Source organism: Pseudoalteromonas sp. QJM3NY_12 (assembly GCF_056173165.1).
Map to the genome: position 1 here is coordinate 1,832,917 of NZ_CM149661.1, position 22,056 is coordinate 1,854,972.

Sequence of the window (22,056 nt, forward strand, 5' to 3'; positions counted from 1 at the left end):
ATTTATTGTAAGGCTTTTTCAACCTTTTCAAATAAGTCGTCGCTTAACCCTTCTAAGTTAGCTAATCGCTCTAGTTGGGCCCTCATTGCAGTTGCACGGGTTTCATCATAACGACGCCACGACATAAACGGCGTTAACATACGAGATGCATTTTGCGGATTAATCGCATTAAGCTTAATCAATAAATCGCCAAGTAATGTATAGCCCGTGCCATCTAAACGATGAAACTGTGCGGTATTAAAATGAGAAAAGCTGCCCACTAATGCACGTACTCGGTTTGGATTCGAAAAATCAAAGCAAGGATGCGAGTACAAGGCTTTTATTTTCTCGATAGCATCTTCAGCAGAGTTCATCGCTTGCAAAGCAAACCACTTATCCATTACTAATACATCATGGCGCCATTGAGCGTCAAAATGCTCGAGTAATTGATCCGACAATGGGTGAGCTGCTTTAACCACACTGCTTAACGCACCGAGTACATTGGTCATATTTGTTGAAGATGCAGCCTGCTCAATTAAACTTGCCGCCTCAACACTGTCGGTTTTTGCCAAATAGTGAAGGCACAGCTGTTTGAGCGCACGTATTGCTACCGCTTGGGCACTCACACTGCCATCATCGGTAATGGCTTGGTAACAGCTTAAAAATTCACTGTGCAATTGCGTGGCAATTTGCTGTTCAAATAACTCAATATTAGCCGTTATTTGATCTACCGGTATTATTTCAAATTCAGCAGCTAAGGTATCAAAACTTGGCAACTTCAACAGTTCAGCAACTAGCGCTAAATCGCCCTCACGCTGAGATAGCAATGCGCGAAGTGCATCAATCACATCTTCACTCAAAGGAGTCTTACTTGCTGAAGTAACATTGGCTTTAAGTGCGTTAATAAATAACTGCTGTTGTGCATCCCAGCGTGAAAAGTCGCTACGCGCAAAACGCATAATATGTAATAAATCCGCTTCACTAATAGATTGATTTAAAATACATGGGGCTGAAAAATCTTCGAGCAATACAGCGGTTGGGTTACTGTGAATATTATCAAAGTGAAATGTTTGCGAGCTATTTGTTACATCCAGTACATGATCAAGCTGCTTGCCTTGGTACTGTAATGCAATACTCTGCCCTTGAGAGTCTAAAAGCTCAATAGCAAAAGGAATATGTAACATTGCATTGTCAGGCTGATTCGCTGGCGTAAGCTGCTCTACGCTAAGCGAAAACGTTTGCGCAGCTTCATCATACTTTTTAGTTACGTTCAGGCGAGGTGTACCACAATGGTTATACCAACGCTTAAATTGTGATAAATCAATGGATGATGCATCACTCATTGCTACAACAAAGTCATCACAGGTCACCGCTTGCCCATCATGGCGTTCAAAGTACAAAGCCATGCCTTTTTGAAAGTTTTGCTCACCTAAAAGGGTATGCATCATGCGAATTACTTCTGCCCCTTTGTCGTATACAGTCACAGTGTAAAAGTTATTCATTTCAATCACTTTTTCTGGACGTATCGGATGAGCCATAGGGCCTGCATCTTCACTAAACTGATGAGTACGCATCACTTTTACAGCATCAATTCTATTAAGCGCACGAGAGCCTAAGTCACTACTAAATTCTTGATCTCGAAATACCGTCAAGCCTTCTTTTAAAGACAATTGAAACCAGTCACGACAAGTTACACGATTTCCGGTCCAGTTATGAAAGTACTCGTGGCCAACAATAGACTCAATGGTGTGGTAATCTTTATCAGTTGCCGTTTCTTGATTTGCCAACACGCATTTACTGTTAAAAATATTTAACCCTTTATTTTCCATTGCTCCCATATTGAAAAAATCAACGGCAACAATCATATAAATATCAAGGTCGTACTCTAAATTAAAACGAGTTTCATCCCAAGCCATCGCTTTTTTTAGCGACGTCATGGCATGCTCTGTTTTTGGTAAATTTCCTTTATCAACAAATAACGCTAAGGTGACGTCTTTACCACTACGAGTTGTGTACTTGTCGTGTAAAACATCAAAGTCCCCTGCCACTAAAGCGAACAAGTAGCTTGGCTTTTTGAATGGGTCTTGCCATTTTACAAAATGACGTCCATCTTGCGTTTCACCGCTATCAACTTGATTACCATTTGAGAGTAAATGCGGGAATGTTGTATCTGCAATGATAGTAACATCAAAAGTTGAAAGGACATCAGGACGGTCCATATAATAGGTTATTTTTCTAAACCCTTGCGCTTCACATTGGGTACAGTAAGCCCCGCCAGATAAGTACAACCCCTCAAGTGAAGTATTGGTTTGTGGTGATGTTTGCGTCACTATGCTTAGCTGACATTCATCAGGTAAGTTATTAATGATTAATTGCTGATTTATAATTTTATAATCTGTGAGCTCTTCACCCTCTACCGACAAAGAGATCAAAGTTAAGTCTATGCCATCTAATACCAGTGGCGCATTTGAATCGCCAACGCGCTTAAGCGTTAATAAAGCATTTACTTGAGTTTTTAATGGCTGTAAATCAAATGTAAGCTCAGTGTGTTCAATTGAAAAATGAGGGGCTTGGTAGTCTTTTAGGTATTCTGCTTGAGGTTTTTGTAGTTCAGTCATGTTCACTCCAAAAAAATAGCCCCTTTTAGTGATAAAAGGAGCTACTTAAATTAAGCCGTTTTTTTAGGTTTAATACGTAGTATCTTAATTCCTAAGTAAGCGTAAATAACGGCTAAGAAAGGATTTATAAGGTTAAAGAAAGCATAAAGCGCGTAATCAAACGGATTGATTAATAGAACACTTTGCATATACGCACCACAGGTATTCCATGGTATTAGTGGGCTGGTAATTGTGCCGCCATCTTCTAGAGTACGAGATAAGTTAACAGGCTTTAAACCACGCTTTTTGTATTCTTCTTTAAACATCCGCCCAGGCACCACAATGGCAATATACTGGTCCGCAGCAATTACATTGGTACCAATACACGTTGCAATGGTTGAGGCGATAAGAGAGCCAGTGCTTTTTGCTATTTTTAGAATACTTTTAACAAAAATATCAAGTAGACCCGTTTTTTCCATAATCGCACCAAACATCAGTGCTGTCATGATCAACCATGTAGTGGTTAGCATACCAGACATGCCGCCACCACTCAGTAACGAGTCCATTTTTGCATCGCCCGTATTAATTGTGAAGCCATCAAAAAAGGTGGTCCAAACTAGTTTGAAATAACCGACAAACTCACCCTGAGTCATGTCTATTTGGCTAGCAATTAAGTCCGATTGAAATAACATTGCCCACACCGCGCCAATCACGGCACCAATAGAAATCGCCGGAAACGCTGGCATTTTTCGAATAGCTAATGCGAGTAATACAATTAACGGCACCAACATTTCTAAGCCAATGTTAAAGTTTTGCTGAAGAATTGCAGTTATTTGCTCTATTTGACCCGCCTCTCCCGCAGCAGTAGCGTTAAAGCCCATGAAAATAAAGATGATTAATGCAATGACAAAGCTGGGTACTGTAGTCCAAAGCATATGATGAATATGTTCAAACAAATCTGCACCAGCAACGGCTGGAGCTAAATTGGTGGTTTCCGATAATGGACTAAGCTTATCGCCAAAATAAGCGCCTGATATTACAGCACCCGCGGTAACTGTCGGCTCTAAACCCAGTCCTGAAGCAACACCGAGTAACGCAACACCTATAGTTGCAGCTGTAGTCCATGAACTTCCAATACTCATTGCTACAATGCCACAAATTAAACAACTCGCGGCGTAAAACCAGCTGGGATTGATAATTTGTAGACCGTAATAAATTAATGTCGGAACGGTTCCTGATAATAGCCAAGTTCCGATTAATGCCCCTACCATGAGTAAGATTAAAATCGCACTAAGAGATAAAGTGATCCCCTCAATCATTGCATCTTCTAATTTTTTCCATGTGTAGCCATTTTTTAAACCAATTAACGCCGCAGCGAATGTTGCAAATAACAAGGCAATTTGATTTGGACCTGACGATGAGTCATCACCAAATAAGTACACAGCGGCACCTAATAAACAAATTAATACAGCAATTGGAATGAGTGCATCAAAAAACGAGGCACTTTTAAGTGGTTTTTCTTCAATTGGCTTCAAAATATAGACTCCTACACACATTCGATGCATGTTGATTATTTTTATTAGCACGTACGCGCATTTATTGAGCACTATTGATCTAGCTCAACTTTTGGTAATCCGCGATTATAACAATTTAGCAAATTATCGATAGTAAAAAAGGCGCCTAGGCGCCTTTTTTTTTGCAAAGTGAAGCTTATTTTAGCGCTTAGCTACGCGACCATATTTAATATAATCTTGTGTAATAAGTGCAGCTTCTTCAAGAAATGGGTCAAGCTCTTCAATCACCTCTGGTACATCGTCCAGATTTTCTATTGGCTCTTTACCTAAACGATTTAAGCGCTCATTAGTACGGGCTAGTGCTCGCGCTTCATTTTCTTCTTTTTCTTTAATGCGCTTTTTCTCAACCAAAGAAATTGTTTTACGATCTTTTTCTTCGTTGTAGCGAGCGATATCTTCAAACACATAATTAAATTCAGGTTCGGCTTTAATACGCTCATTATGCTGCTTTTCAAGTACACTGATAATAGGGTTTAAACGCCCTATTTGCTTATACTTTGCTTTTACTATGCTATCCCATGGCAAGGCATTATCTTGTTTACTTTCACCCCATTCTGCAGGGTCAATGGCTGATGGGAAAGTAATGTCTGGGATCACCCCTTTATGCTGCGTACTACCACCATTAATGCGGTAAAACTTTGCAATCGTATATTGCACACTACCTAATGGGTTATCGTATAAGTCATAAGCACGCGCTAAACCTTTATGCTGCTGCACGGTCCCTTTACCAAAGGTTTGCTCACCAATGATAACGGCGCGGCCATAATCTTGCATTGCTGCGGCAAAAATTTCAGACGCGGATGCGCTGTACCTATCAACAAGCACTGTTAACGGGCCATCATAATAAGTAATGCCGTCACGGTCTTTTTGCTCTTCAATACGGTTGTTTAAAGTATGAATTTGTACTACTGGACCTTGATCAAAAAACAAACCTGATAACTGCGTAGCTTCATATAATGAACCGCCGCCATTTTGACGTAAATCAATAATAATTCCGTCTACGTTTTGTTCTTTGAGTTTAGCCAACTCAACTTTTACATCTTTAGATAAGTTATTGTAAAAACCAGGAATTTCTATTACACCAATTTTGCTGGTTAAATCAGAATAACTGGCTTCAAACACTTCTGATTTGGCAGCTCTGTCTTCTAGACGGATTTTATCACGGGTAATTTCAACCACTTTTGGCGTACCGTGAGCATCCGCACCCTTTAGGTATTGCAAACGCACTTTAGTGCCTTTGGGGCCTTTTATTAAATCAACCACATCATCTAAACGCCAGCCAATTACATCAACAAACTCTTCGCCATCTTGAGCCACACCAATAATGCGGTCATCGGCTTTAATTTGCTCAGATTTGTCTGCCGGGCCTCCAGGCACTAAACTACGAATTACCGTATAGTCTTCATCAGGCGTTAATACCGCACCAATGCCTTCAAGCTCAAGATCCATATCCATTTTGAACTGCTCTGCACGACGTGGAGATAAGTATGAAGTATGTGCTTCAATACTACGTGCAAGTGAATTCATTACAATTTGAAATGCATCTTCAGATTTTGATTGTACAAGACGCTTTTCTGCGTTTTTATAACGCTTGGTCAGCACGTCTTTTATGCCAGGCCAATCTTTACCTGTCATTTTTAACCGTAATGCATCATATTTTACACGCTCGCGCCAAATTTCATCTAATTCAGCTTGCGTAGTCGCCCATGGCGCATCTTCACGGTCATAAAAGTATTCATCTTCAGTGTCGAACGTCATTTCATTTTCAAGTAATGAAAGCGAAAATTCGTAACGTTCAAAACGACGTTTAAGGCTTAAGTTGAAAATATCAAATGTAAACCCTAACTTGCCGCTAATAAGCGCGTTATCGAAACGCTCACGATATTGCTCAAAAGAGTCAATATCGCTTTTCAAAAACACGCTTTTATTAAAATCAAGGGATTCGATGTAACGATCAAACACTTTACTTGAAAGCTCATCGTTAAATCGAACAGGTGTGTAATGCGAACGAGTAAATAGATTAGCCACTCGTTTACTGGCTGTACCGTGCTGACTTTCTTGCTTAAGCAAAGGTAAGTCTTTTAATGTTACCGGCTCTACTGCAGCCAATAATGAACCTGAAAACAGCGCAGCAACTAACGGAATGAGCGTAAACTTTTTACTCATACACAACTCCTTAATTTTTTTCGCAGCTTAAATAATGTATAAGCTGTCGGCTTTGGTTTTAACTTGCATACCGGTCACTAATTCAACGTGAACATCGTCTTTGTTTACTTCAGTGATTACTGCATTAACAAGTGCTTGGCCAAGTTTAACCTTAACCTTATTATTAACCTTGACCTCGCCTGCAGGTAAAGGTTCAACTTTTCCTGAACGCTTAGGTGCAGCGGCTTTTGCAGGTTTTGCTGCAGCCGGTGAGTTTTTAGCCGCATGAGCTGGTTTCTTTTTGAAAGATTTTGCATCTGAATCTTGACGAGGACGCTGCTGCTTTTTACGCTTTGCCATTTTAGCACGGCTTTCTTCCAACGCTTTTTGTGCGTGGTCAATATGCTCTTGCTCAACTTTTTCGCCTTGATTTCCGTCAAGATCGATTCTAAATTCAGATTTAGTAACTGCCTCAAGGTAGCGCCAGTTAGAGGTGTATTTTCTAAGTGCTTGACGAACTTGTGTCTTACTAACTTTTTCAGACCCTTCAATGCGCTCAGCGATATCTTTGAAAATACCTACTTTAAGCGGCTGAATGCCCTCTTTTTGTTTAAAACATTGTGGAAATTCTTGGTATAAGAACTCCAATACTTCATTAATATCTTTTAGCTTGTTTGTGGTTTCCATTTTAGAACCTATTTAATCACATCTTTTCATCAAGGGCAGAATCAACATAGTGGATACACCAATCAACTAACTCTTCAAAGTCAGCTTCAATCACAGCCATATCACCACGTAAATGTTCCCAAATACCATTTATAATTTCATCAATTGAATCACAGTCTAAATCATCAGGAAGACGATCCCATGCCATGTGAATCAAATCATTGAGCGTTTCCGCTACATGTTCTTCATCCCCTTCCCAATCACCAACATCTTGAACGGCAAAAAGGTAGTCTTGAACATTTAGCAAGTCTTTCATTACAGGCTAGCCTCTAAGCATTTTACAAGTGCTTCAAGCCCTGCTTGGTCATCAGTATCAAATCGGCCAATACTTGGGCTATCTATGTCTAGTACCGCAAATACAGATCCATTTTTCATGATAGGTACAACTATCTCAGAATTTGATGCTGCATCACAGGCTATATGACCGTCAAAAGCATGCACATCTGAAATTAATTGGGTTTGCTCGGTCGCCGCAGCAGTGCCACATACCCCTTTTCCTACTGGAATACGAATACAAGCTGGATTGCCTTGAAATGGACCAAGTACCAATTCTGATGGTGAATCCATAAAATAAAAGCCCGCCCAATTCACATCTTCTAAAGAGGTAAATAACAGCGCGCTTATATTTGCCATATTGGCAATTATGTTTGATTCACCGCCTATCAGCGATTCAGTTTGCTTAACTAATGACTGGTAAAAATCGTGCTTTTGCATACCAAACTACTTCTTATTAAACATACAGTAGCTAAAGGTACTCTTTGTCACTAAAAATTGAAACCTTTTGCGGGTAAAAAAAAGGAAATTACATGGTTTTACGACACACTTGATTAAATATTCCGCAATTAACTTTGTACCGATTTACGCAGGCCGAATAAAAACAGTCCAGCGGCAAACCCTGACATCACACTATTGATTAAAAAGATCTCGCCTGTAGTGGCGCTCAGTAGGTAACTAAAAATAGCCCCGCCTAGCAAGCCTAGTGTTAATACACCAGAATAATTGACCTTAGAATATTTAAACATAAGTAAATAACCAGGCACAACAAACGCGGCCATCGTTAACCCAACAATATGCGCATTAGATATGGCTGTCATCAATAATGACAAAAATATAGAGACAAATTCACCTTGTAACGTTAGTGAATAATAAATACCCAATAGGCTACCCACAATCACAGGAGAAAGTAATGAAAGCGCAACGCTTTTTGCTAATTGGTGTTTCATTTAATATTCCTTAACAACACTCTTAAACTCTTTTATAAGCATGCACCAAGTTCACAATGTTAGAAACAGAGACTATGGTCGTAATTTATAAATTAAAACAAATCACATTGCACTTTTAACTCTTTGCATTTATAGGTCCTGTAGCGCTGAGTTCAAAGTAGCTCAGTCGTTATAACTGAGCTATTTCGTTTGATAGTTGAAAATCACGAGAAGTCACTATTTTCTCTAGCACCGCTAACCTCTCATTTAACAATTTTGATTGGTTTTCCAATGCTTCAACCTTTGCAATGTGAATCGTACTTTGCAATTTTACTTGAGCTGCTACTTTAGAGGCCTTATAAGTAAAATAACGCTTGATAGTTGCTAATACCAATACGGGTGAACTAAATACGATAATAACCATTAATAATTCAAACATAACAATTCCTTTTATTATTTTAATTTGTTGTATAAACAAGACGGCTAGGACAGATGTTAAGCAATTTAGATAACGTTACTTCACGCTGTTTGCCTTTTTTTATTAGCATTTCGACATAAACAATACTCAACACTATAGCTGTTGCTTTAAATACATTGCCTTGTAAATCACCCGCAGCCCCGCCTGACATACCAAAAACCCCGTAAGATGCATTCATTAAAATATGCATCCACATAGGGAACCAAATACGGTAACCGCATTCGCAATATAACCAAGCAAACCAAGTACCTGCGATTGTTGTCACTGTAACGGCCATCAACACTGATAAAGGATCGTTACCTTGATAAATATGCCCCATGCCAAATATCACTGAACTAATCAGTGCTGCAGGGATAAAACCCCACCGACAGTATTTAAATAACACACCAAATAATGCCCCTCTAAATATAACCTCTTCAAAAAAACCAGCGTAAATTGAACCGGTAATTATGGCTGGTATTGAAAGGTTGAGTTCATTACTTAAAAATGCATACCCTAGTGTCATAGGGACACAGCAGAGCACCGCTGCGAGAGTGTAATTTGTGAAGCCTTCAGAGTTAAGCCCTACTATTTCAAATAATTTATCTTGCTTAAATAAAACAATGGCAGCGATAACCAAAGGTCCATACAAAAAGACAAATTTAGCGGGGATAAATAAAACATCGGTTTGGTTATCGATATTAGATAACCAGCTTGACCAACCCTCCCCCCAAAACTGCCTCATTATAAAGTGACAAAATACAAATATAGTAATTATTATTAGTGCGTTCATACCGTGCTTCATACCTATTTTCCTCGTTAAGTTGTTAAATTCAACTTAATCTTGGCAATAGCAAAAACATAAAGCGACACATTAGGGCTTAGTGGTAATTTAAGGTATAAAACTCACTTTTTTGGGGTGATTAACATGGTTTTGGGGTTAATAGCAAAGCATCTTTTATTGTTTTTACGTAAGTGCGAGACACGGGTATTGTTAAATCCGATTTAAAAATCTCTAACTGTAACCCTCCTGCGTTACCGCTATGATGTTTAACGGTTTGTAAATTAACAGCATAAGAACGGTGGCATTTTACTATGGGTGTATTTTGCGGTAGCTGCTTTAACAAAGCCATAAGTGAGGACCGTATTAAGCTCTGTTTTGTATTGTCACCATCAAATATGGTTATTTCACAGTAGTTGTCAGCAGACTTAATAAATAAAATATGAGGGTGCGAAACTTTCAATTCTTCGTTTTTATTCTCACCTTTAAGTGTAACTATTTCGGTTGTCGCTTCATTTAATGGTACTTGGTTTTTGTTAGCTGTAGGAGGAGGTGTTAGTTTTTTTACATGGCGGTTAACTAAAAGTAAAAAAATAAGAGGGAAAACACCAATACAAAATATATAACCTACAAAAAGTAATTGATTTTGCCAGTGCCATGCACCTAAAACTGCAACCACAAAATATCCGTGATTAAATATTGCGGTAATAAACAAATAAATAAAAGGAACAATAACTGAACGGCTGTTATGTTTAAGATTGATATTGAGTGATGCTATTTCAATGGCACCCGATAACAACAAAGCACAAAAGGTCACCAACCCATAACCCGATAGTCGTAGTAACTTATAGGGCTCACTATCGTTTGAAGTACCAAAGGGTTGAAAAATAAAAAGAACAAAAAGTGTGATAAACGAGAACATTACAGCACGATATAAAACTAACCTCTTTGATTCTAAATCATCTTTTAGCCACAACATCCTATTTTAATTACCTTTAGTTTTAAGATGATTAAAAGTAACACACATTAATATGTGCATTCTATTGTATTTAAGCTCTTTTTTTGAATAATTTTTAATTGGTAACGGAGTCAGAATATAAAGCTAAATAAACATTTTACGCAATATAACAAAGACGTATTGGCGCTCAATTAACTTTAAATATACTTTATACATAAAAAGGCAGGTCATAATTAAGTGGGGAGTTTTGTTTCAAGCACAGAAAAGCCCGCTAATAAGCGGGCTTTAATATAATGGTGGAGAGATAGGGATTTGAACCCTAGAGGGGCTATAAACCCCTGCCGGTTTTCAAGACCGGTGCATTCGACCACTCTGCCATCTCTCCGAAAGTGCATAAACTACAAGTAAGAGTGTACTCATAATTATTTTAATAAGGTGGTGGAGAGATAGGGATTTGAACCCTAGAGGGGCTATAAACCCCTGCCGGTTTTCAAGACCGGTGCATTCGACCACTCTGCCATCTCTCCGCACGGCCTGAATAATAGGGAAACCCTTGGGCTTTGTGAAGCTTTTTTTTCATTTTTTTGTTCAAGTGATTAAAAAACAACTAATTTGTTTAAACATAAAGCAATGAGAGCAAATCCTAACCGGCAAATGAACTTTTATTTAAATTTAGTTGTCTATTGATCTACAAAGGTTTGCCCAAACATATAAGAGTTGGTAATCTAATTTTAGTTAAATTACAGGAACTACTTAGTTTCACTTACAGGAGCTCTACAATGGCGTTTAATCAATCGTACAATACTGCAAAGCCGGTAATGTCGACCATTGAAACAAACAAAGTGCTTAAAAACACTTACTTCTTACTTGCAATGACACTTGCATTTAGTGCAGTCACTGCCGGTATTTCAATGGCACTGCACTTACCTTACTTTATGGGACTTGTATTCACACTAGTTTCATTTGGTCTACTTTTTGTTGTTAATAAAAAAGCAGATACAGCATCTGGTGTATTTTGGGTGTTTGCGTTTACAGGATTAATGGGAGCCGGCCTAGGCCCTCTGCTAAATCATTACGCACAATTACCTAATGGCCCTATGCTAATTATGCAAGCGCTAGGTTCTACGGCGTTAATCTTCTTTGGTTTATCTGCTTATGCACTTAACACTAAAAAAGACTTCTCATTCATGGGTGGCTTTTTAACTGTAGGCTTAATTGTGGTTATCGTGGCAAGTATTGTAAATATTTTCTTAGGTAGCTCGTTAATGTTTATGGTTCTAAACGCAGCAGTTGTATTAATCATGTCTGGCCTAATTTTGTTCGATACGAGCAGAATCATTAACGGCGGCGAAACAAATTATATCCGTGCAACTGTATCTTTATACCTTAGCGTATATAACCTATTTACTTCATTACTTGCCTTACTTGGCGCAAATAATGACTAATTAAATAGTTCTGTTAAAATAGCCCCTTTATTGGGGCTTTTTTATTGGAATAGTTTTGGCACGCTTTGTACTTTCTTTACATACTCCACCATCAGATCACGATACCACTCAACGTATTGTTAAGTTTGCTCATGCCTGCCTAGCGCAGGGACATAGCGTTGATGCGTTATTTTTATATCAGGATGCTATTTATCATGCTTCAACTCATTTTGAGTTAGCCTCAGATGAGTTAAGTACTCCCTCGCTTTGGCAGCAACTGGCTGAAAAAAATATAAATCTAATGTTATGCGTTACTGCGGCTGAAAAGCGAGGCTTAGATATAAAAAATACCGGCGCATTTGCTGTTGCAGGCTTAGCTGAATTTGCCATGCTGGCCAGTGAAGCAGATAAATGGATACAATTTAAATGATTAATGTACTCGTAATTAGTCAGTCAAGCCCATTTGATGACATGCATATCCGCGATGCACTTGATATGACCCTTATTTTTGCTGCCGTAGATCAAAATATTAGCTGGTTGTTTAGCGGCCCAGCTGTATTAGCGCTTAAAAAAAACCAAAAGCCAAATAGTTTAGGTATCAAAGATTTTTTTAAAAACATTAAAATGTTGGAAATCTATGATGTTGAAAATATTTACGTTTGTGAAAAGTCACTGATTGATTATGGTTTAAGTAAAAGTGAACTACTCATTGAGGCAAACATAGTAAACTTTAATGCCCAAAAACAGTTAATTCACAATCAGCAGCATGTGGTGACCCTATGAGTACTTTACATATTTTTTCAAAACCACTGAATTACTACAGTACCCACAGCTTAGACAATCTAATTATGCTCACAGACAGTGTTTTACTCGTGGGTGACGCTTGCTTTGCAAAAGGGCAATATAGACAATTTGCTGACTCACTTTATATTTTAAAAGATGATGCAGAAGCTCGAGATATATCATTAAATATGAACGACAAAGCAGTTAGCTATGATGAGTTCGTTACCCTCAGTTTAACTGCAAAACAATCAATTACTTGGTGAACCATGTTGGAATTTAATAATCAAACAATAGACACTGATAAACAAGGTTATTTGCTAGATCATACTGTTTGGTCAAAAGAGTTAGCCAATGTTATTGCAGAGCAAGAAAACATCACATTAACTGAGCAGCATTGGGAAGTTGTGAATTTTGTGCGAGAGTTTTATCTTGAATATAACACTAGTCCAGCTATTAGAATGTTAGTCAAAGCCATGGCTAAAGCACTCGGTGAGGATAAAGGGAACAGCATGTACTTATACAAACTTTTTCCTAAAGGGCCAGCCAAACAAGCAACTAAAATTGCGGGTTTACCTAAACCTGCACGGTGTATTTAATGAAGCATAAAACTGAACATCCGCCCTCCTCAAAGGGTAAGCGCAATACAGGCCGTACTTACTCTCGAAGTGGTATCAATAAAAGGACAGTAAAAAGACCAATAAAGCCGGCAATAGCCCAGAGCGATAAAAAAGTCATTTTATTTAATAAACCTTATGATGTTCTTTGCCAGTTCACTGACGATCAAAATAGGCAAACATTGGCTGATTTTATTCCTATAAAAGATGTTTACGCAGCAGGTCGTTTAGACAGGGACAGCGAAGGGTTGTTGTTATTAACAAACTGCGGGAAGTTACAAAATACGCTCACAGCGCCTGGTAAAAAAACCAACAAAACCTATTGGGTTCAGGTTGAAGGGATCCCAACACAAGCGTCTATCGATGCTTTAAATAAAGGTGTCGAACTCAAAGATGGCATCACCTTGCCCGCTGAAGTAACTTTAATGGATGAACCAGCGCTTTGGGGAAGGACTCCTCCAGTGCGAGAGCGTAAATCAATACCTACATCATGGCTAAGTATTACAATTAACGAAGGCAGAAACCGTCAAGTTAGACGTATGACAGCCCATGTTGGCCATCCTACTTTGCGTTTAATTCGCTACAGTATCGGTAAATACACGCTAGAGGGAATAAATAGCGGTCAATTCAAAGATATTGATAATTAACCATCAAGTTGCGTTAATTATCTGTAGCTAAAGCAATACAATTTCTTCCTTGTTTTTTCGCGTAATAAAGTGCGTTATCTGCTTGTTTAAAAAATTGTGCATGATCGCTATCGTGCTCATGCTCTATGGTGTTTATTCCCATACTGACAGACAATATACCTGTAAAGCTGTCTTTGTGGGGAATGGCCATTTTTTCAATCGATTTTTGTATTTGTTCGGCAATAAATAATGCCCCTTGCTTACCTGTTTGAGGTAACAGCACGACAAACTCTTCTCCTCCGAATCGCGCTACAAAATCTTCTGGCCTGCAGACGGTTTCAGCCAATTTTTGCGCAACTTGAAATAAACATTTATCTCCTTCGAGATGACCATATCGGTCGTTATACTTTTTAAAATTATCGATATCAATAATGATCATCGAAAGCTCACGATGCTCGTTCGATAACTTGTTAAATTCAGACGTTAGTTTTTCATCAAAGCGCCGCCTGTTGGCTATTTTAGTGAGTGAGTCTAAAAACGCCATATCACTGAGTATTTCTTGAGTTTTTAAACGCTCACTAGCATCGTTGAATATAGCAATAAATTCTCCTTCAACACTGATACCAGAAACTTGCATCACAATTTCACTGCCATCTTTACAAGAAATCCTGTAATCATTAGCTGGAATATCATCATTATTTTGATTGGCTTGCTCAAGTGACTCCTGCCATAACGTTTGTGCAAATGTTCTGTAATCTTTTTCAGGGTAGGCTAATTTCCACCAAACATTAAGATTAGGTACGTCTTGTAACGTGTAACCAAATACATCAATAAAACGTTGGTTCACTTTTAAAATATCACCAGTTACCATACAAACATCACATACCGGTAAGGGTAGAATCGTGAATAACCGCGCATAATGACTCAACTCATGCTTGCGCATAGGGTGTTGGGTAGTGCTTATAACATTATAGTCTTGTTCTTTGTTTTCACGTGCAAGCGATACATTCATTGAAGCGACAAAATGCCACTCTACCCACCATTTCTCTAACTGGCTTAAAATTGCCTTTTGTGATGATTTTAAAGAGCCTAAAGAGGATTCTATAAGCCTAAACAGCTCAACAATCGGATTAGGCTCTTGATAAAGATAGGGAGCTGGCACAGTTATAATGTCATAAAATAACTTATAAGCTGATTCTTTGAATTGCTGTAGTGAATAATCGTCTTCAAAAGTAAGATTTGACACCGTTTTTTCGGACGCATCCAGCACAAACGACTTAACCAAATGTGATTGCGAGGCGTAATTCATATATTCATTCCATTGATTATATTTTAGGTTATTTAAGTATTTACGTGTTTAGATACTAATTAAGATATGGTAGGTAATCTCAAATGTAAAGTTTTGTTAATGAAGAATAGCGCTACGTAATTAAATACGACAAAAGCAACTTACAAAGTATGAAGCCATCAATATAATTCATCCCTTTTCATTAGCCTAAAAATGAGTAAATTACACACCAAACTACGCCTTACTAACCATTGGATGGAAAAAGTTACAACAAAATCTATTCAATCCCCCATCCTCTCTTTAAGCACCAACAAAATACATGCTATAATCGCGGCCTTTCCAAGTTAACAGTAATCTGTATAAGCGAAATTATTCATGAGCGAAAATAGTCACATTAAAGTCATCGTTGGTATGTCCGGCGGTGTTGATTCTTCTGTATCTGCATATTTATTAAAACAGCAAGGCTACCAAGTAGAAGGCTTGTTTATGAAGAACTGGGAAGAAGATGACAATGATGAATATTGCGCTGCTGCTGAAGATTTAAAAGATGCACAAGCTGTATGTGACAAGTTAGGCATTGAACTTCATACCGTTAATTTTGCTGCTGAATACTGGGATAATGTATTTGAATACTTTTTAGCAGAATACAAAGCGGGTCGTACACCCAACCCAGATATAATGTGTAATAAAGAAATAAAATTTAAAGCGTTTTTAGAGTTTGCTGCGCAAGCACTTGGTGCTGATTTTATTGCAACTGGTCACTATGTGCGCCGAGAGCTACGCGATGACAAATACGTAATGTGCCGAGGCCTAGACGATAACAAAGATCAAAGCTACTTTTTGTATACACTAAGCCATGAGCATATTGCGCAAACACTATTTCCTGTCGGAGATATTGCCAAACCAGAAGTACGCCGCATTGCTGAAGAACAGGATTTAATTACCCATGATAAAAAAGACAGCACCGGCATTTGTTTTATTGGCGAGCGTAAATTCAAAGATTTTCTGCAAAAGTTTTTGCCTGCACAACCTGGAGTAATTGAAGACACCGATGGTAACAATGTAGGTGAGCATGAAGGCTTGATGTATCACACCCTTGGCCAGCGTAAAGGTTTATTAATTGGTGGCATGAAAGAAGGCTCGGGCGAACCATGGTACGTGGTAGATAAAGATATAGAACGAAATGTTCTTGTTGTTGGTCAAGGTAAAGATCACCCTCGCTTGTACAGTAACGGCCTTAATGCAAACCAATTACACTGGGTAGATCGCGTTGGCCCGCAAGGTACAACTCGCTGCACCGTTAAAACTCGCTACCGTCAAGAAGACTTAAGCTGTACATTACTCGTTGGAGAAGATGGTATGGCACGCGTATTGTTTGATGAGCCGCAAAAAGCCGTTACCCCAGGACAATCCGCCGTATTTTACGCTGATGAAGTCTGTTTAGGCGGTGGTATTATTGATTCGGTGATTAAGTAATGAATCAACATCAAGTCATGGCACTTGCTGCCATGTGCCAAGTAGCAAAACAAGTACAAAAGGTTGCTCAATACGGTCGTTGTGATGAACATGACTTATCAACGTTGTTATCAAGTATTGTGCAAACCTCACCCGCCTCTCCTGAGGATGTATACCAAGGCACACAAAATTTGCGTGATGGCTATAAAACATTAATGGCACAACTGAGTGCCGGTGCTCAAAAAGATGTTGAAATAGTTAAATACGTGGGTGGCTTAATGCAGTTAGAGCGAGCCCTTAGTGCCAATAGTAAGAGCCTCAATGAATTAGGTAAACGTATTGATGATATTCATCGTCGTTTAGATCATTTTGCTATTACTGATGACAGTGTTGTTGCCGGTTTAGCAGATATATACTCGTCGGTGCTAAGCCCCCTTGGGCACCGAATCCAGGTTTATGGTAAACCCGAGTTATTAAAACAGCAGCTCACTCAAAACAAAATCCGTGCGTTACTTTTAGCCGGCATTCGTAGTGCAGTATTATGGCGTCAAATGGGCGGCAAACGTCGTCATTTCTTTTTTGCAAAAAGAAAAATTCTCGCCATTGCTAAAACAAAAATTTAATTATCGTTCAAACTAAAATTTAGGAGTTATTATGGAGCTTTCAGCGTTAACGGCTATCTCTCCGGTTGATGGTCGCTACGGCAGCAAAACCACTGAACTACGCAGTATTTTTAGCGAATTTGGATTAATCAAATACCGCGTAACCGTTGAAGTGCGTTGGTTGCAAGCGTTAGCTGCAGCAAGCGATATAAAAGAAGTCCCAGCTTTAAGCGAGCAAGCAAACGGACTATTAAATGCTATCGTCGATAACTTCTGTGAAGCCGATGCGCAGCGTGTTAAAGACATTGAACGCACCACTAACCATGATGTAAAAGCCGTAGAGTACCTACTAAAAGAAAAAGTAGCTGATAACGCTGAATTACATGCCATTAATGAATTTATTCACTTTGCATGTACATCTGAAGATATTAATAATCTATCTCACGGTTTAATGTTAAGTGAAGCACGTAACAATGTTATTTTACCTTATTGCGATGAGCTATTAAGCGCAATTAAAGAAAAAGCTGTTGAATACAAAGCCATTCCAATGATGACCCGTACGCATGGGCAACCTGCAACCCCATCAACTATGGGTAAAGAGTTTGCAAACGTATACATGCGTTTAAAGCGTCAACGTGATCAAATTGCCCAAGTAGAAATGCTAGGCAAAGTAAATGGTGCTGTAGGTAACTACAATGCTCACCTAAGTGCTTACCCTGATTACGACTGGCATACTCACGCAGATAAATTTGTAGCTAGCCTAGGTTTAACACTTAACCCGTTTACCACACAAATTGAACCGCATGACTACATTGCAGAACTATTTGATGCTATTGCGCGTTTTAATACTATATTGCTCGATTTTGACCGCGATATGTGGGGATACATTGCGCTTAATCACTTCAAGCAAAAAACCATTGCTGGTGAAATTGGCTCATCAACTATGCCACATAAAGTAAACCCTATTGATTTTGAAAACTCAGAAGGTAACTTAGGTTTAGCTAATGCCATATTAGGTCACTTAGCGCAAAAGCTGCCTGTTTCTCGTTGGCAACGTGATTTAACTGACTCAACCGTATTACGTAATTTAGGTGTAGGTATGGGTTATGCTGTTATTGCATACCAATCAACACTTAAAGGTGTAAGCAAGCTAGAAGTTAACGAACAGCGATTAGCCGATGAGCTTGACCAAAACTGGGAGCTATTAGCAGAGCCAATTCAAACAGTAATGCGTAAATACGGCATTGAAAAGCCATATGAAAAGCTAAAAGATTTAACGCGTGGTAAACGTGTAAATCAAGAAATTATGGCTGACTTCATTGATGGTTTAGATTTACCAGACGCTGCAAAAGCAGAAATGAAAAAGCTAACCCCAGCCAACTACATTGGTCGCGCTGTTGAGTTTATTGATGATTTAGTTTAATTACTCAAATCTACTAATAAAAAGCGAAAGGTACCTGCCTTTCGCTTTTTTCATTTAGGTCTTAACGTTATAGGCATTCTATGTATCAATTAAAAATAAATGAATTATCTGAGCAAGCGTTTTTAAATCAATATTGGCAAAAAAAGCCACTGTTAATCAAAAGAGGTTTTAATGACTTTAAAGACCCTCTTGATGCCAATGAACTGGCAGGCCTTGCTATGGAAGACAGCATAGAGTCGCGTATTATAACCAACCATAACCAGCAATGGCAGTCCCATCAAGGGCCGTTTGAAGATTTTGAAATACTCACCGACGAGCACGCTACTTTATTAGTACAAGCAGTCGATCATTGGCACCCAGAAGCCGCACAATTGCTTGAACCATTTCGTTTTATTCCTAACTGGCGCATAGATGATTTAATGATCAGCTACTCAACCCCTGGCGGTGGTGTTGGACCACACTTAGATCAATATGATGTATTTATTATACAAGGTGAAGGCAAACGCCATTGGCGTGTAGGCTTACCTGACGCCTCATTAAAGCAATTTGCTCAAAATAAAAGCTTGCTACAAGTTGAAGCTTTCACCGCAGTAATTGATTGTGTTTTAGAGCCTGGTGACATTTTGTACATACCACCAGGTTGTCCGCATGAAGGCTATGCCATTGAAAATGCTTTAAACTACTCGGTCGGATTTAGAGCGCCTAATCAACAAGATTTACTGTCTAGTTTTGCAGATCATATTATTGACACAGAAAGCGGCCAAAAGCGTTACACGGACCATACCCTCGCGCTACGTGATTCAAAAGGTGAGCTTACGCAAAGCGAAGTTGATAAAGTAAAAACGTTAATGCAGGCTTTAATAGAAAACGACAACTTATTTAAAAACTGGTTAGGAAACACATTAAGTCAACCTAAGCATGATATGGATTTAGCGCCTGAAGAAAACCCGTTTAGTACAGCTGAAATTATGCAACAACTTGAAAATGATGTGACATTTGAGCGTGTTGGTGGCACGCGTGCAATTTACCAATGCATAGGTGATGAGCTGCTTTTAAGTGTTAATGGCGAAAACTACCCTTTACCGCTATCTGATTTAGAGGCTGTAAAACAGCTAACTGATTTTATTGAATTTGATAGCAGCTTGCTGAATTCAACCACACCTAGCCTAGATTTTATCGAAACCTTTACTACACTGGTAAATGAGGGGATTTGGTTTAGCTAGGAGGAGGCTATGGTTTATACTGTTGACAAAGTTGATTGGCAAAGTGAAAAAGATCAACTTCAACAAATAAGAGAGCGTGTTTTTGTTTACGAATTACATATTCCAAAGAATATTGAATTTGATAGCTTAGATGCGTTCGCTCAACATATTCTGGTTACCGATAATATGCACTCACCTGTTGCCACAGGTCGATTATGTAATGATGGTTTAATAGGTAGAATTGCCGTACTACCCCAGCACCGCAATCGCAACGTTTATAAATCTCTACTTAATTTCATTGTAAAGCTTGCCGAAGAGCAAGGTATTGAGGCTGTCAGTATTAACTGTATTTTAAATGAAGTAGAACGATTCAAAAATAACGGCTTTACTGTGCAAGGGCACGTTTTTATGGAAGCTGGCATTCCAAGACAGCGAATGGAATGCCCTATTACATGCTTTGAAACACGGCCATTTACCTTAGTGCATTAACCAAAAAACGAGCCATTTGGCTCGTTTTTTACTTTATTCTTGTCGGTAATCTTTGAAGAACCGCTGCATTTTCATCATTGCACTGCTTAGATCATCTTTATTAGGTAAAAACACCAATCTAAAATGATCGGGATCTGGCCAGTTAAAAGCGCGCCCATGTACTAATAATATTTTTTCTGCCTTTAACAAGTCAAACATCATTTGTTCATCATTTTTAATATTAAACAATTTTGTATCAACTTTGGGAAATGCATACAGCGCCCCTTTTGGCTTTTTACAGCTTATCCCCTCAATTGCATTTAATCCACGCCAAGCAATATCTCGTTGCTCGTATAAGCGACCTCCGGGGTCAATTAAACTGTCAATGGATTGTACCCCACCCAATGCTTGCTGAATGGCATATTGAGCAGGGACGTTTGCGCATAAACGCATTGAGGCAAGAATATCGAGGCCTTTAATTAAATCTGTCATTAAGGCAGTGCGCCCGCTTAGCACCATCCAACCCATTCTAAGACCAGCGGCGCGATATGTCTTAGCTAAACCGTTAAACGTAATAATGGGAATATCGTCGCACAATGCACCAATAGAGGTATGGGTAACTCCGTCGTATAGGATTTTCTCGTATATTTCGTCACTTAATAGTAAAAGTTTGTGCTCTCGGGCAATGTTGATCAATTCTTCAAGCAAGGCATCACTGTACACTGCCCCTGTTGGATTATTAGGGTTTATTAACACCAATGCTTTAGTTTTCGAGGTGATTTTGCTTTTAATATCATCAATATCAGGAAACCAATCTTGCTCTTCATCACATAAATAGTGAACAGGGTTACCGCCTGCTAGCTTTACCGATGCAGTCCAAAGCGGATAATCGGGTGCAGGAATTAATACTTCATCGTCATTATTTAACAACGCTTGGGTAACCATTTGAATAAGTTCACTCACACCGTTGCCAATGTAAATATTATCAACGTCTAAGTTGTGTAAACCTCGCTGTTGGTAATGCTGATAAATAGCAACACGCGCAGAGTAAAGCCCTTTAGAATCACAATAGCCTTGAGCAGAATATAAATTACGGATAATGTCACGGTGCATATCTTCTGGCATATCAAAACCAAATGCCGCGGGGTTACCAATATTAAGCTTAAGTACTTTTTGGCCCTCGTCTTCCATTTTTTTAGCTTGCACTAAAACGGGACCACGGATGTCATAACAGACGCCGTCTAATTTATGACTCTTTTTTATTTCTGACATTGTTACCTCTAAAGAGCAAGTTAGTCTTAAGACTAACTCAGTAAAGCCGTGAATTACTAGGGAAATTAAGCGCTTAAAACTGAAAAAAATTCACGTTAACATTCTATTCTGTTCTTTTTAAACGAGCTTACCGCTGAGCTTGCCACTCATTTAATTTTGCTTGTGAGCCAATAACTTGCGCCATTAAATTATTTGCTGCATCAACAGCCTGTTCCTCGTTATCATTATTTAAATTATATTCAATTAAACGTGCCACTTCGGCTAAACTTGCCGCTCCAAACTGAGCTGCATTTGATTTAAGGCTATGAGAATGGCGAATAGCAGCCTCTTTATCTTGCCCAAGCGCTGCAATAGTTTCGCTTCCTAAGCGCTCAAATTCCGCACAACAAAATTCCAACGTATCTGGAAATTGTTCACCTAATAGCGATTCCATACTTTCTAAAGCGGATTCGTCGATACTGATCTCTGTCATATTAATGC

At 38.8% G+C, this 22,056-nt stretch carries 24 protein-coding genes and 2 tRNA genes; 11 read left to right on the forward strand and 15 right to left on the reverse strand.

From position 1 onward, the window contains the following. Nucleotides 1-2: 2 nt before the first annotated feature. The 12 genes from pepN to AC0VZ5_RS08495 form a co-directional block, all read right to left on the reverse strand. Complete coding sequence (gene pepN, locus AC0VZ5_RS08440; RefSeq protein WP_475472374.1) at nucleotides 3-2,597, reverse strand: aminopeptidase N; 2,595 nt, start codon at nucleotides 2,595-2,597, stop codon at nucleotides 3-5. 50 nt (nucleotides 2,598-2,647) lie between these two features. Continuing rightward, complete coding sequence (gene nhaC / locus AC0VZ5_RS08445; protein ID WP_475474754.1) at nucleotides 2,648-4,132, reverse strand: Na+/H+ antiporter NhaC; 1,485 nt, start codon at nucleotides 4,130-4,132, stop codon at nucleotides 2,648-2,650. Nucleotides 4,133-4,291: 159 nt separating this feature from the next. Further along, on the reverse strand, nucleotides 4,292-6,316 hold the full coding sequence (gene prc / locus AC0VZ5_RS08450; protein ID WP_178956144.1) for a carboxy terminal-processing peptidase: 2,025 nt from the start codon (nucleotides 6,314-6,316) through the stop codon (nucleotides 4,292-4,294). A gap of 27 nt (nucleotides 6,317-6,343) precedes the next feature. Then, entirely contained in the window at nucleotides 6,344-6,982 is a 639-nt protein-coding gene (gene proQ, locus AC0VZ5_RS08455) for an RNA chaperone ProQ (RefSeq protein ID WP_198523240.1), read from the reverse strand. 16 nt (nucleotides 6,983-6,998) lie between these two features. Continuing rightward, nucleotides 6,999-7,277, reverse strand: coding sequence for a hypothetical protein (locus AC0VZ5_RS08460; RefSeq protein ID WP_138606053.1), 279 nt, complete (start codon nucleotides 7,275-7,277; stop codon nucleotides 6,999-7,001). Beyond that, entirely contained in the window at nucleotides 7,277-7,735 is a 459-nt protein-coding gene (locus tag AC0VZ5_RS08465; RefSeq protein WP_054201014.1) for a GAF domain-containing protein, read from the reverse strand. The genes AC0VZ5_RS08460 and AC0VZ5_RS08465 overlap by 1 nt, the downstream gene beginning before the upstream one ends. A 128-nt stretch (nucleotides 7,736-7,863) precedes the next feature. Beyond that, nucleotides 7,864-8,244: a hypothetical protein gene (locus AC0VZ5_RS08470; protein ID WP_138606051.1), complete on the reverse strand. Its 381-nt coding sequence runs from the start codon at nucleotides 8,242-8,244 to the stop codon at nucleotides 7,864-7,866. A 169-nt stretch (nucleotides 8,245-8,413) separates the two neighbouring features. Beyond that, complete coding sequence (locus AC0VZ5_RS08475) at nucleotides 8,414-8,662, reverse strand: hypothetical protein (RefSeq protein WP_138606049.1); 249 nt, start codon at nucleotides 8,660-8,662, stop codon at nucleotides 8,414-8,416. 19 nt (nucleotides 8,663-8,681) lie between these two features. Next, nucleotides 8,682-9,485: a CPBP family intramembrane glutamic endopeptidase gene (locus AC0VZ5_RS08480; protein ID WP_138606047.1), complete on the reverse strand. Its 804-nt coding sequence runs from the start codon at nucleotides 9,483-9,485 to the stop codon at nucleotides 8,682-8,684. Nucleotides 9,486-9,603: 118 nt separating this feature from the next. Further along, on the reverse strand, nucleotides 9,604-10,440 hold the full coding sequence (locus AC0VZ5_RS08485) for a LytTR family DNA-binding domain-containing protein (RefSeq protein ID WP_138606045.1): 837 nt from the start codon (nucleotides 10,438-10,440) through the stop codon (nucleotides 9,604-9,606). Nucleotides 10,441-10,713: 273 nt separating this feature from the next. Beyond that, nucleotides 10,714-10,804: transfer RNA gene (locus tag AC0VZ5_RS08490), tRNA-Ser, on the reverse strand. Nucleotides 10,805-10,855: 51 nt separating this feature from the next. Beyond that, nucleotides 10,856-10,946: transfer RNA gene (locus tag AC0VZ5_RS08495), tRNA-Ser, on the reverse strand. Between the two features lie 252 nt (nucleotides 10,947-11,198). On the opposite strand from AC0VZ5_RS08495, the gene AC0VZ5_RS08500 reads away from it, so the two are divergent. Genes AC0VZ5_RS08500 through AC0VZ5_RS08525 form a run of 6 tightly spaced genes read left to right on the forward strand, consistent with a single transcriptional unit; the run spans nucleotide 11,199 to nucleotide 13,887 of the window. Further along, nucleotides 11,199-11,864, forward strand: a complete 666-nt coding sequence (locus AC0VZ5_RS08500) for a Bax inhibitor-1/YccA family protein (RefSeq protein WP_475472378.1) — start codon at nucleotides 11,199-11,201, stop codon at nucleotides 11,862-11,864. A gap of 55 nt (nucleotides 11,865-11,919) precedes the next feature. Further along, nucleotides 11,920-12,273 carry a sulfurtransferase complex subunit TusD gene (gene tusD, locus AC0VZ5_RS08505; protein ID WP_054201015.1) on the forward strand — a complete coding sequence of 118 codons (354 nt, stop codon included), beginning with the start codon at nucleotides 11,920-11,922 and terminating at the stop codon, nucleotides 12,271-12,273. After that, complete coding sequence (tusC, locus tag AC0VZ5_RS08510) at nucleotides 12,270-12,626, forward strand: sulfurtransferase complex subunit TusC (RefSeq protein ID WP_024603060.1); 357 nt, start codon at nucleotides 12,270-12,272, stop codon at nucleotides 12,624-12,626. Before tusD ends, tusC begins: the two co-directional genes overlap by 4 nt. Then, complete coding sequence (locus AC0VZ5_RS08515; RefSeq protein ID WP_475472381.1) at nucleotides 12,623-12,889, forward strand: DsrH/TusB family sulfur metabolism protein; 267 nt, start codon at nucleotides 12,623-12,625, stop codon at nucleotides 12,887-12,889. The genes tusC and AC0VZ5_RS08515 overlap by 4 nt, the downstream gene beginning before the upstream one ends. A 3-nt stretch (nucleotides 12,890-12,892) precedes the next feature. Further along, a complete protein-coding gene (locus AC0VZ5_RS08520) occupies nucleotides 12,893-13,222 on the forward strand; it encodes a TusE/DsrC/DsvC family sulfur relay protein (RefSeq protein ID WP_010390172.1) in 330 nt (109 codons plus the stop codon). Beyond that, complete coding sequence (locus AC0VZ5_RS08525; RefSeq protein WP_475472382.1) at nucleotides 13,222-13,887, forward strand: pseudouridine synthase; 666 nt, start codon at nucleotides 13,222-13,224, stop codon at nucleotides 13,885-13,887. Before AC0VZ5_RS08520 ends, AC0VZ5_RS08525 begins: the two co-directional genes overlap by 1 nt. A gap of 13 nt (nucleotides 13,888-13,900) precedes the next feature. On the opposite strand, the gene AC0VZ5_RS08530 is transcribed toward AC0VZ5_RS08525, so the two are convergent. Continuing rightward, nucleotides 13,901-15,175 carry a sensor domain-containing diguanylate cyclase gene (locus tag AC0VZ5_RS08530; protein ID WP_475472383.1) on the reverse strand — a complete coding sequence of 425 codons (1,275 nt, stop codon included), beginning with the start codon at nucleotides 15,173-15,175 and terminating at the stop codon, nucleotides 13,901-13,903. 354 nt (nucleotides 15,176-15,529) lie between these two features. Between AC0VZ5_RS08530 and mnmA the strand changes: the two genes are divergently transcribed. From mnmA to AC0VZ5_RS08555, 5 genes are all read left to right on the forward strand, one after another. Further along, complete coding sequence (mnmA, locus tag AC0VZ5_RS08535; RefSeq protein ID WP_010390175.1) at nucleotides 15,530-16,630, forward strand: tRNA 2-thiouridine(34) synthase MnmA; 1,101 nt, start codon at nucleotides 15,530-15,532, stop codon at nucleotides 16,628-16,630. Then, a complete protein-coding gene (gene hflD, locus AC0VZ5_RS08540; protein ID WP_055012553.1) occupies nucleotides 16,630-17,232 on the forward strand; it encodes a high frequency lysogenization protein HflD in 603 nt (200 codons plus the stop codon). The genes mnmA and hflD overlap by 1 nt, the downstream gene beginning before the upstream one ends. Nucleotides 17,233-17,263: 31 nt before the next feature. After that, nucleotides 17,264-18,634, forward strand: coding sequence for an adenylosuccinate lyase (gene purB / locus AC0VZ5_RS08545; protein ID WP_055012554.1), 1,371 nt, complete (start codon nucleotides 17,264-17,266; stop codon nucleotides 18,632-18,634). 80 nt (nucleotides 18,635-18,714) lie between these two features. Continuing rightward, complete coding sequence (locus tag AC0VZ5_RS08550) at nucleotides 18,715-19,857, forward strand: ribosomal protein uL16 3-hydroxylase (protein ID WP_178956149.1); 1,143 nt, start codon at nucleotides 18,715-18,717, stop codon at nucleotides 19,855-19,857. Between the two features lie 9 nt (nucleotides 19,858-19,866). Continuing rightward, nucleotides 19,867-20,325, forward strand: coding sequence for a GNAT family N-acetyltransferase (locus AC0VZ5_RS08555; RefSeq protein ID WP_138606032.1), 459 nt, complete (start codon nucleotides 19,867-19,869; stop codon nucleotides 20,323-20,325). Nucleotides 20,326-20,358: 33 nt separating this feature from the next. Here AC0VZ5_RS08555 and AC0VZ5_RS08560 read toward each other — a convergent pair whose 3' ends face one another. Together AC0VZ5_RS08560 and AC0VZ5_RS08565 are read right to left on the reverse strand one after the other, a co-directional pair. Then, complete coding sequence (locus AC0VZ5_RS08560) at nucleotides 20,359-21,576, reverse strand: pyridoxal phosphate-dependent aminotransferase (protein ID WP_010390182.1); 1,218 nt, start codon at nucleotides 21,574-21,576, stop codon at nucleotides 20,359-20,361. 127 nt (nucleotides 21,577-21,703) lie between these two features. Beyond that, nucleotides 21,704-22,048: an Hpt domain-containing protein gene (locus AC0VZ5_RS08565; protein ID WP_138606028.1), complete on the reverse strand. Its 345-nt coding sequence runs from the start codon at nucleotides 22,046-22,048 to the stop codon at nucleotides 21,704-21,706. Nucleotides 22,049-22,056: the final 8 nt, after the last annotated feature.

Excerpts from the sequence above, each read along its gene's own strand:
- hflD (WP_055012553.1), top strand. The coding sequence starts at position 16,630 with ATGAATCAACATCAAGTCATGGCACTTGCTGCCATGTGCCAAGTAGCA.
- AC0VZ5_RS08530 (WP_475472383.1), bottom strand. The coding sequence starts at position 15,175 with ATGAATTACGCCTCGCAATCACATTTGGTTAAGTCGTTTGTGCTGGAT.
- prc (WP_178956144.1), bottom strand. The coding sequence starts at position 6,316 with ATGAGTAAAAAGTTTACGCTCATTCCGTTAGTTGCTGCGCTGTTTTCA.
- AC0VZ5_RS08515 (WP_475472381.1), top strand. The coding sequence starts at position 12,623 with ATGAGTACTTTACATATTTTTTCAAAACCACTGAATTACTACAGTACC.
- AC0VZ5_RS08475 (WP_138606049.1), bottom strand. The coding sequence starts at position 8,662 with ATGTTTGAATTATTAATGGTTATTATCGTATTTAGTTCACCCGTATTG.
- AC0VZ5_RS08500 (WP_475472378.1), top strand. The coding sequence starts at position 11,199 with ATGGCGTTTAATCAATCGTACAATACTGCAAAGCCGGTAATGTCGACC.
- AC0VZ5_RS08555 (WP_138606032.1), top strand. The coding sequence starts at position 19,867 with ATGGTTTATACTGTTGACAAAGTTGATTGGCAAAGTGAAAAAGATCAA.
- pepN (WP_475472374.1), bottom strand. The coding sequence starts at position 2,597 with ATGACTGAACTACAAAAACCTCAAGCAGAATACCTAAAAGACTACCAA.
- AC0VZ5_RS08520 (WP_010390172.1), top strand. The coding sequence starts at position 12,893 with ATGTTGGAATTTAATAATCAAACAATAGACACTGATAAACAAGGTTAT.
- AC0VZ5_RS08460 (WP_138606053.1), bottom strand. The coding sequence starts at position 7,277 with ATGAAAGACTTGCTAAATGTTCAAGACTACCTTTTTGCCGTTCAAGAT.
- AC0VZ5_RS08480 (WP_138606047.1), bottom strand. The coding sequence starts at position 9,485 with ATGAAGCACGGTATGAACGCACTAATAATAATTACTATATTTGTATTT.
- AC0VZ5_RS08470 (WP_138606051.1), bottom strand. The coding sequence starts at position 8,244 with ATGAAACACCAATTAGCAAAAAGCGTTGCGCTTTCATTACTTTCTCCT.
- tusC (WP_024603060.1), top strand. The coding sequence starts at position 12,270 with ATGATTAATGTACTCGTAATTAGTCAGTCAAGCCCATTTGATGACATG.
- AC0VZ5_RS08565 (WP_138606028.1), bottom strand. The coding sequence starts at position 22,048 with ATGACAGAGATCAGTATCGACGAATCCGCTTTAGAAAGTATGGAATCG.
- purB (WP_055012554.1), top strand. The coding sequence starts at position 17,264 with ATGGAGCTTTCAGCGTTAACGGCTATCTCTCCGGTTGATGGTCGCTAC.
- AC0VZ5_RS08550 (WP_178956149.1), top strand. The coding sequence starts at position 18,715 with ATGTATCAATTAAAAATAAATGAATTATCTGAGCAAGCGTTTTTAAAT.
- proQ (WP_198523240.1), bottom strand. The coding sequence starts at position 6,982 with ATGGAAACCACAAACAAGCTAAAAGATATTAATGAAGTATTGGAGTTC.
- AC0VZ5_RS08485 (WP_138606045.1), bottom strand. The coding sequence starts at position 10,440 with ATGTTGTGGCTAAAAGATGATTTAGAATCAAAGAGGTTAGTTTTATAT.
- nhaC (WP_475474754.1), bottom strand. The coding sequence starts at position 4,132 with ATGTGTGTAGGAGTCTATATTTTGAAGCCAATTGAAGAAAAACCACTT.
- mnmA (WP_010390175.1), top strand. The coding sequence starts at position 15,530 with ATGAGCGAAAATAGTCACATTAAAGTCATCGTTGGTATGTCCGGCGGT.
- AC0VZ5_RS08525 (WP_475472382.1), top strand. The coding sequence starts at position 13,222 with ATGAAGCATAAAACTGAACATCCGCCCTCCTCAAAGGGTAAGCGCAAT.
- AC0VZ5_RS08465 (WP_054201014.1), bottom strand. The coding sequence starts at position 7,735 with ATGCAAAAGCACGATTTTTACCAGTCATTAGTTAAGCAAACTGAATCG.
- AC0VZ5_RS08560 (WP_010390182.1), bottom strand. The coding sequence starts at position 21,576 with ATGTCAGAAATAAAAAAGAGTCATAAATTAGACGGCGTCTGTTATGAC.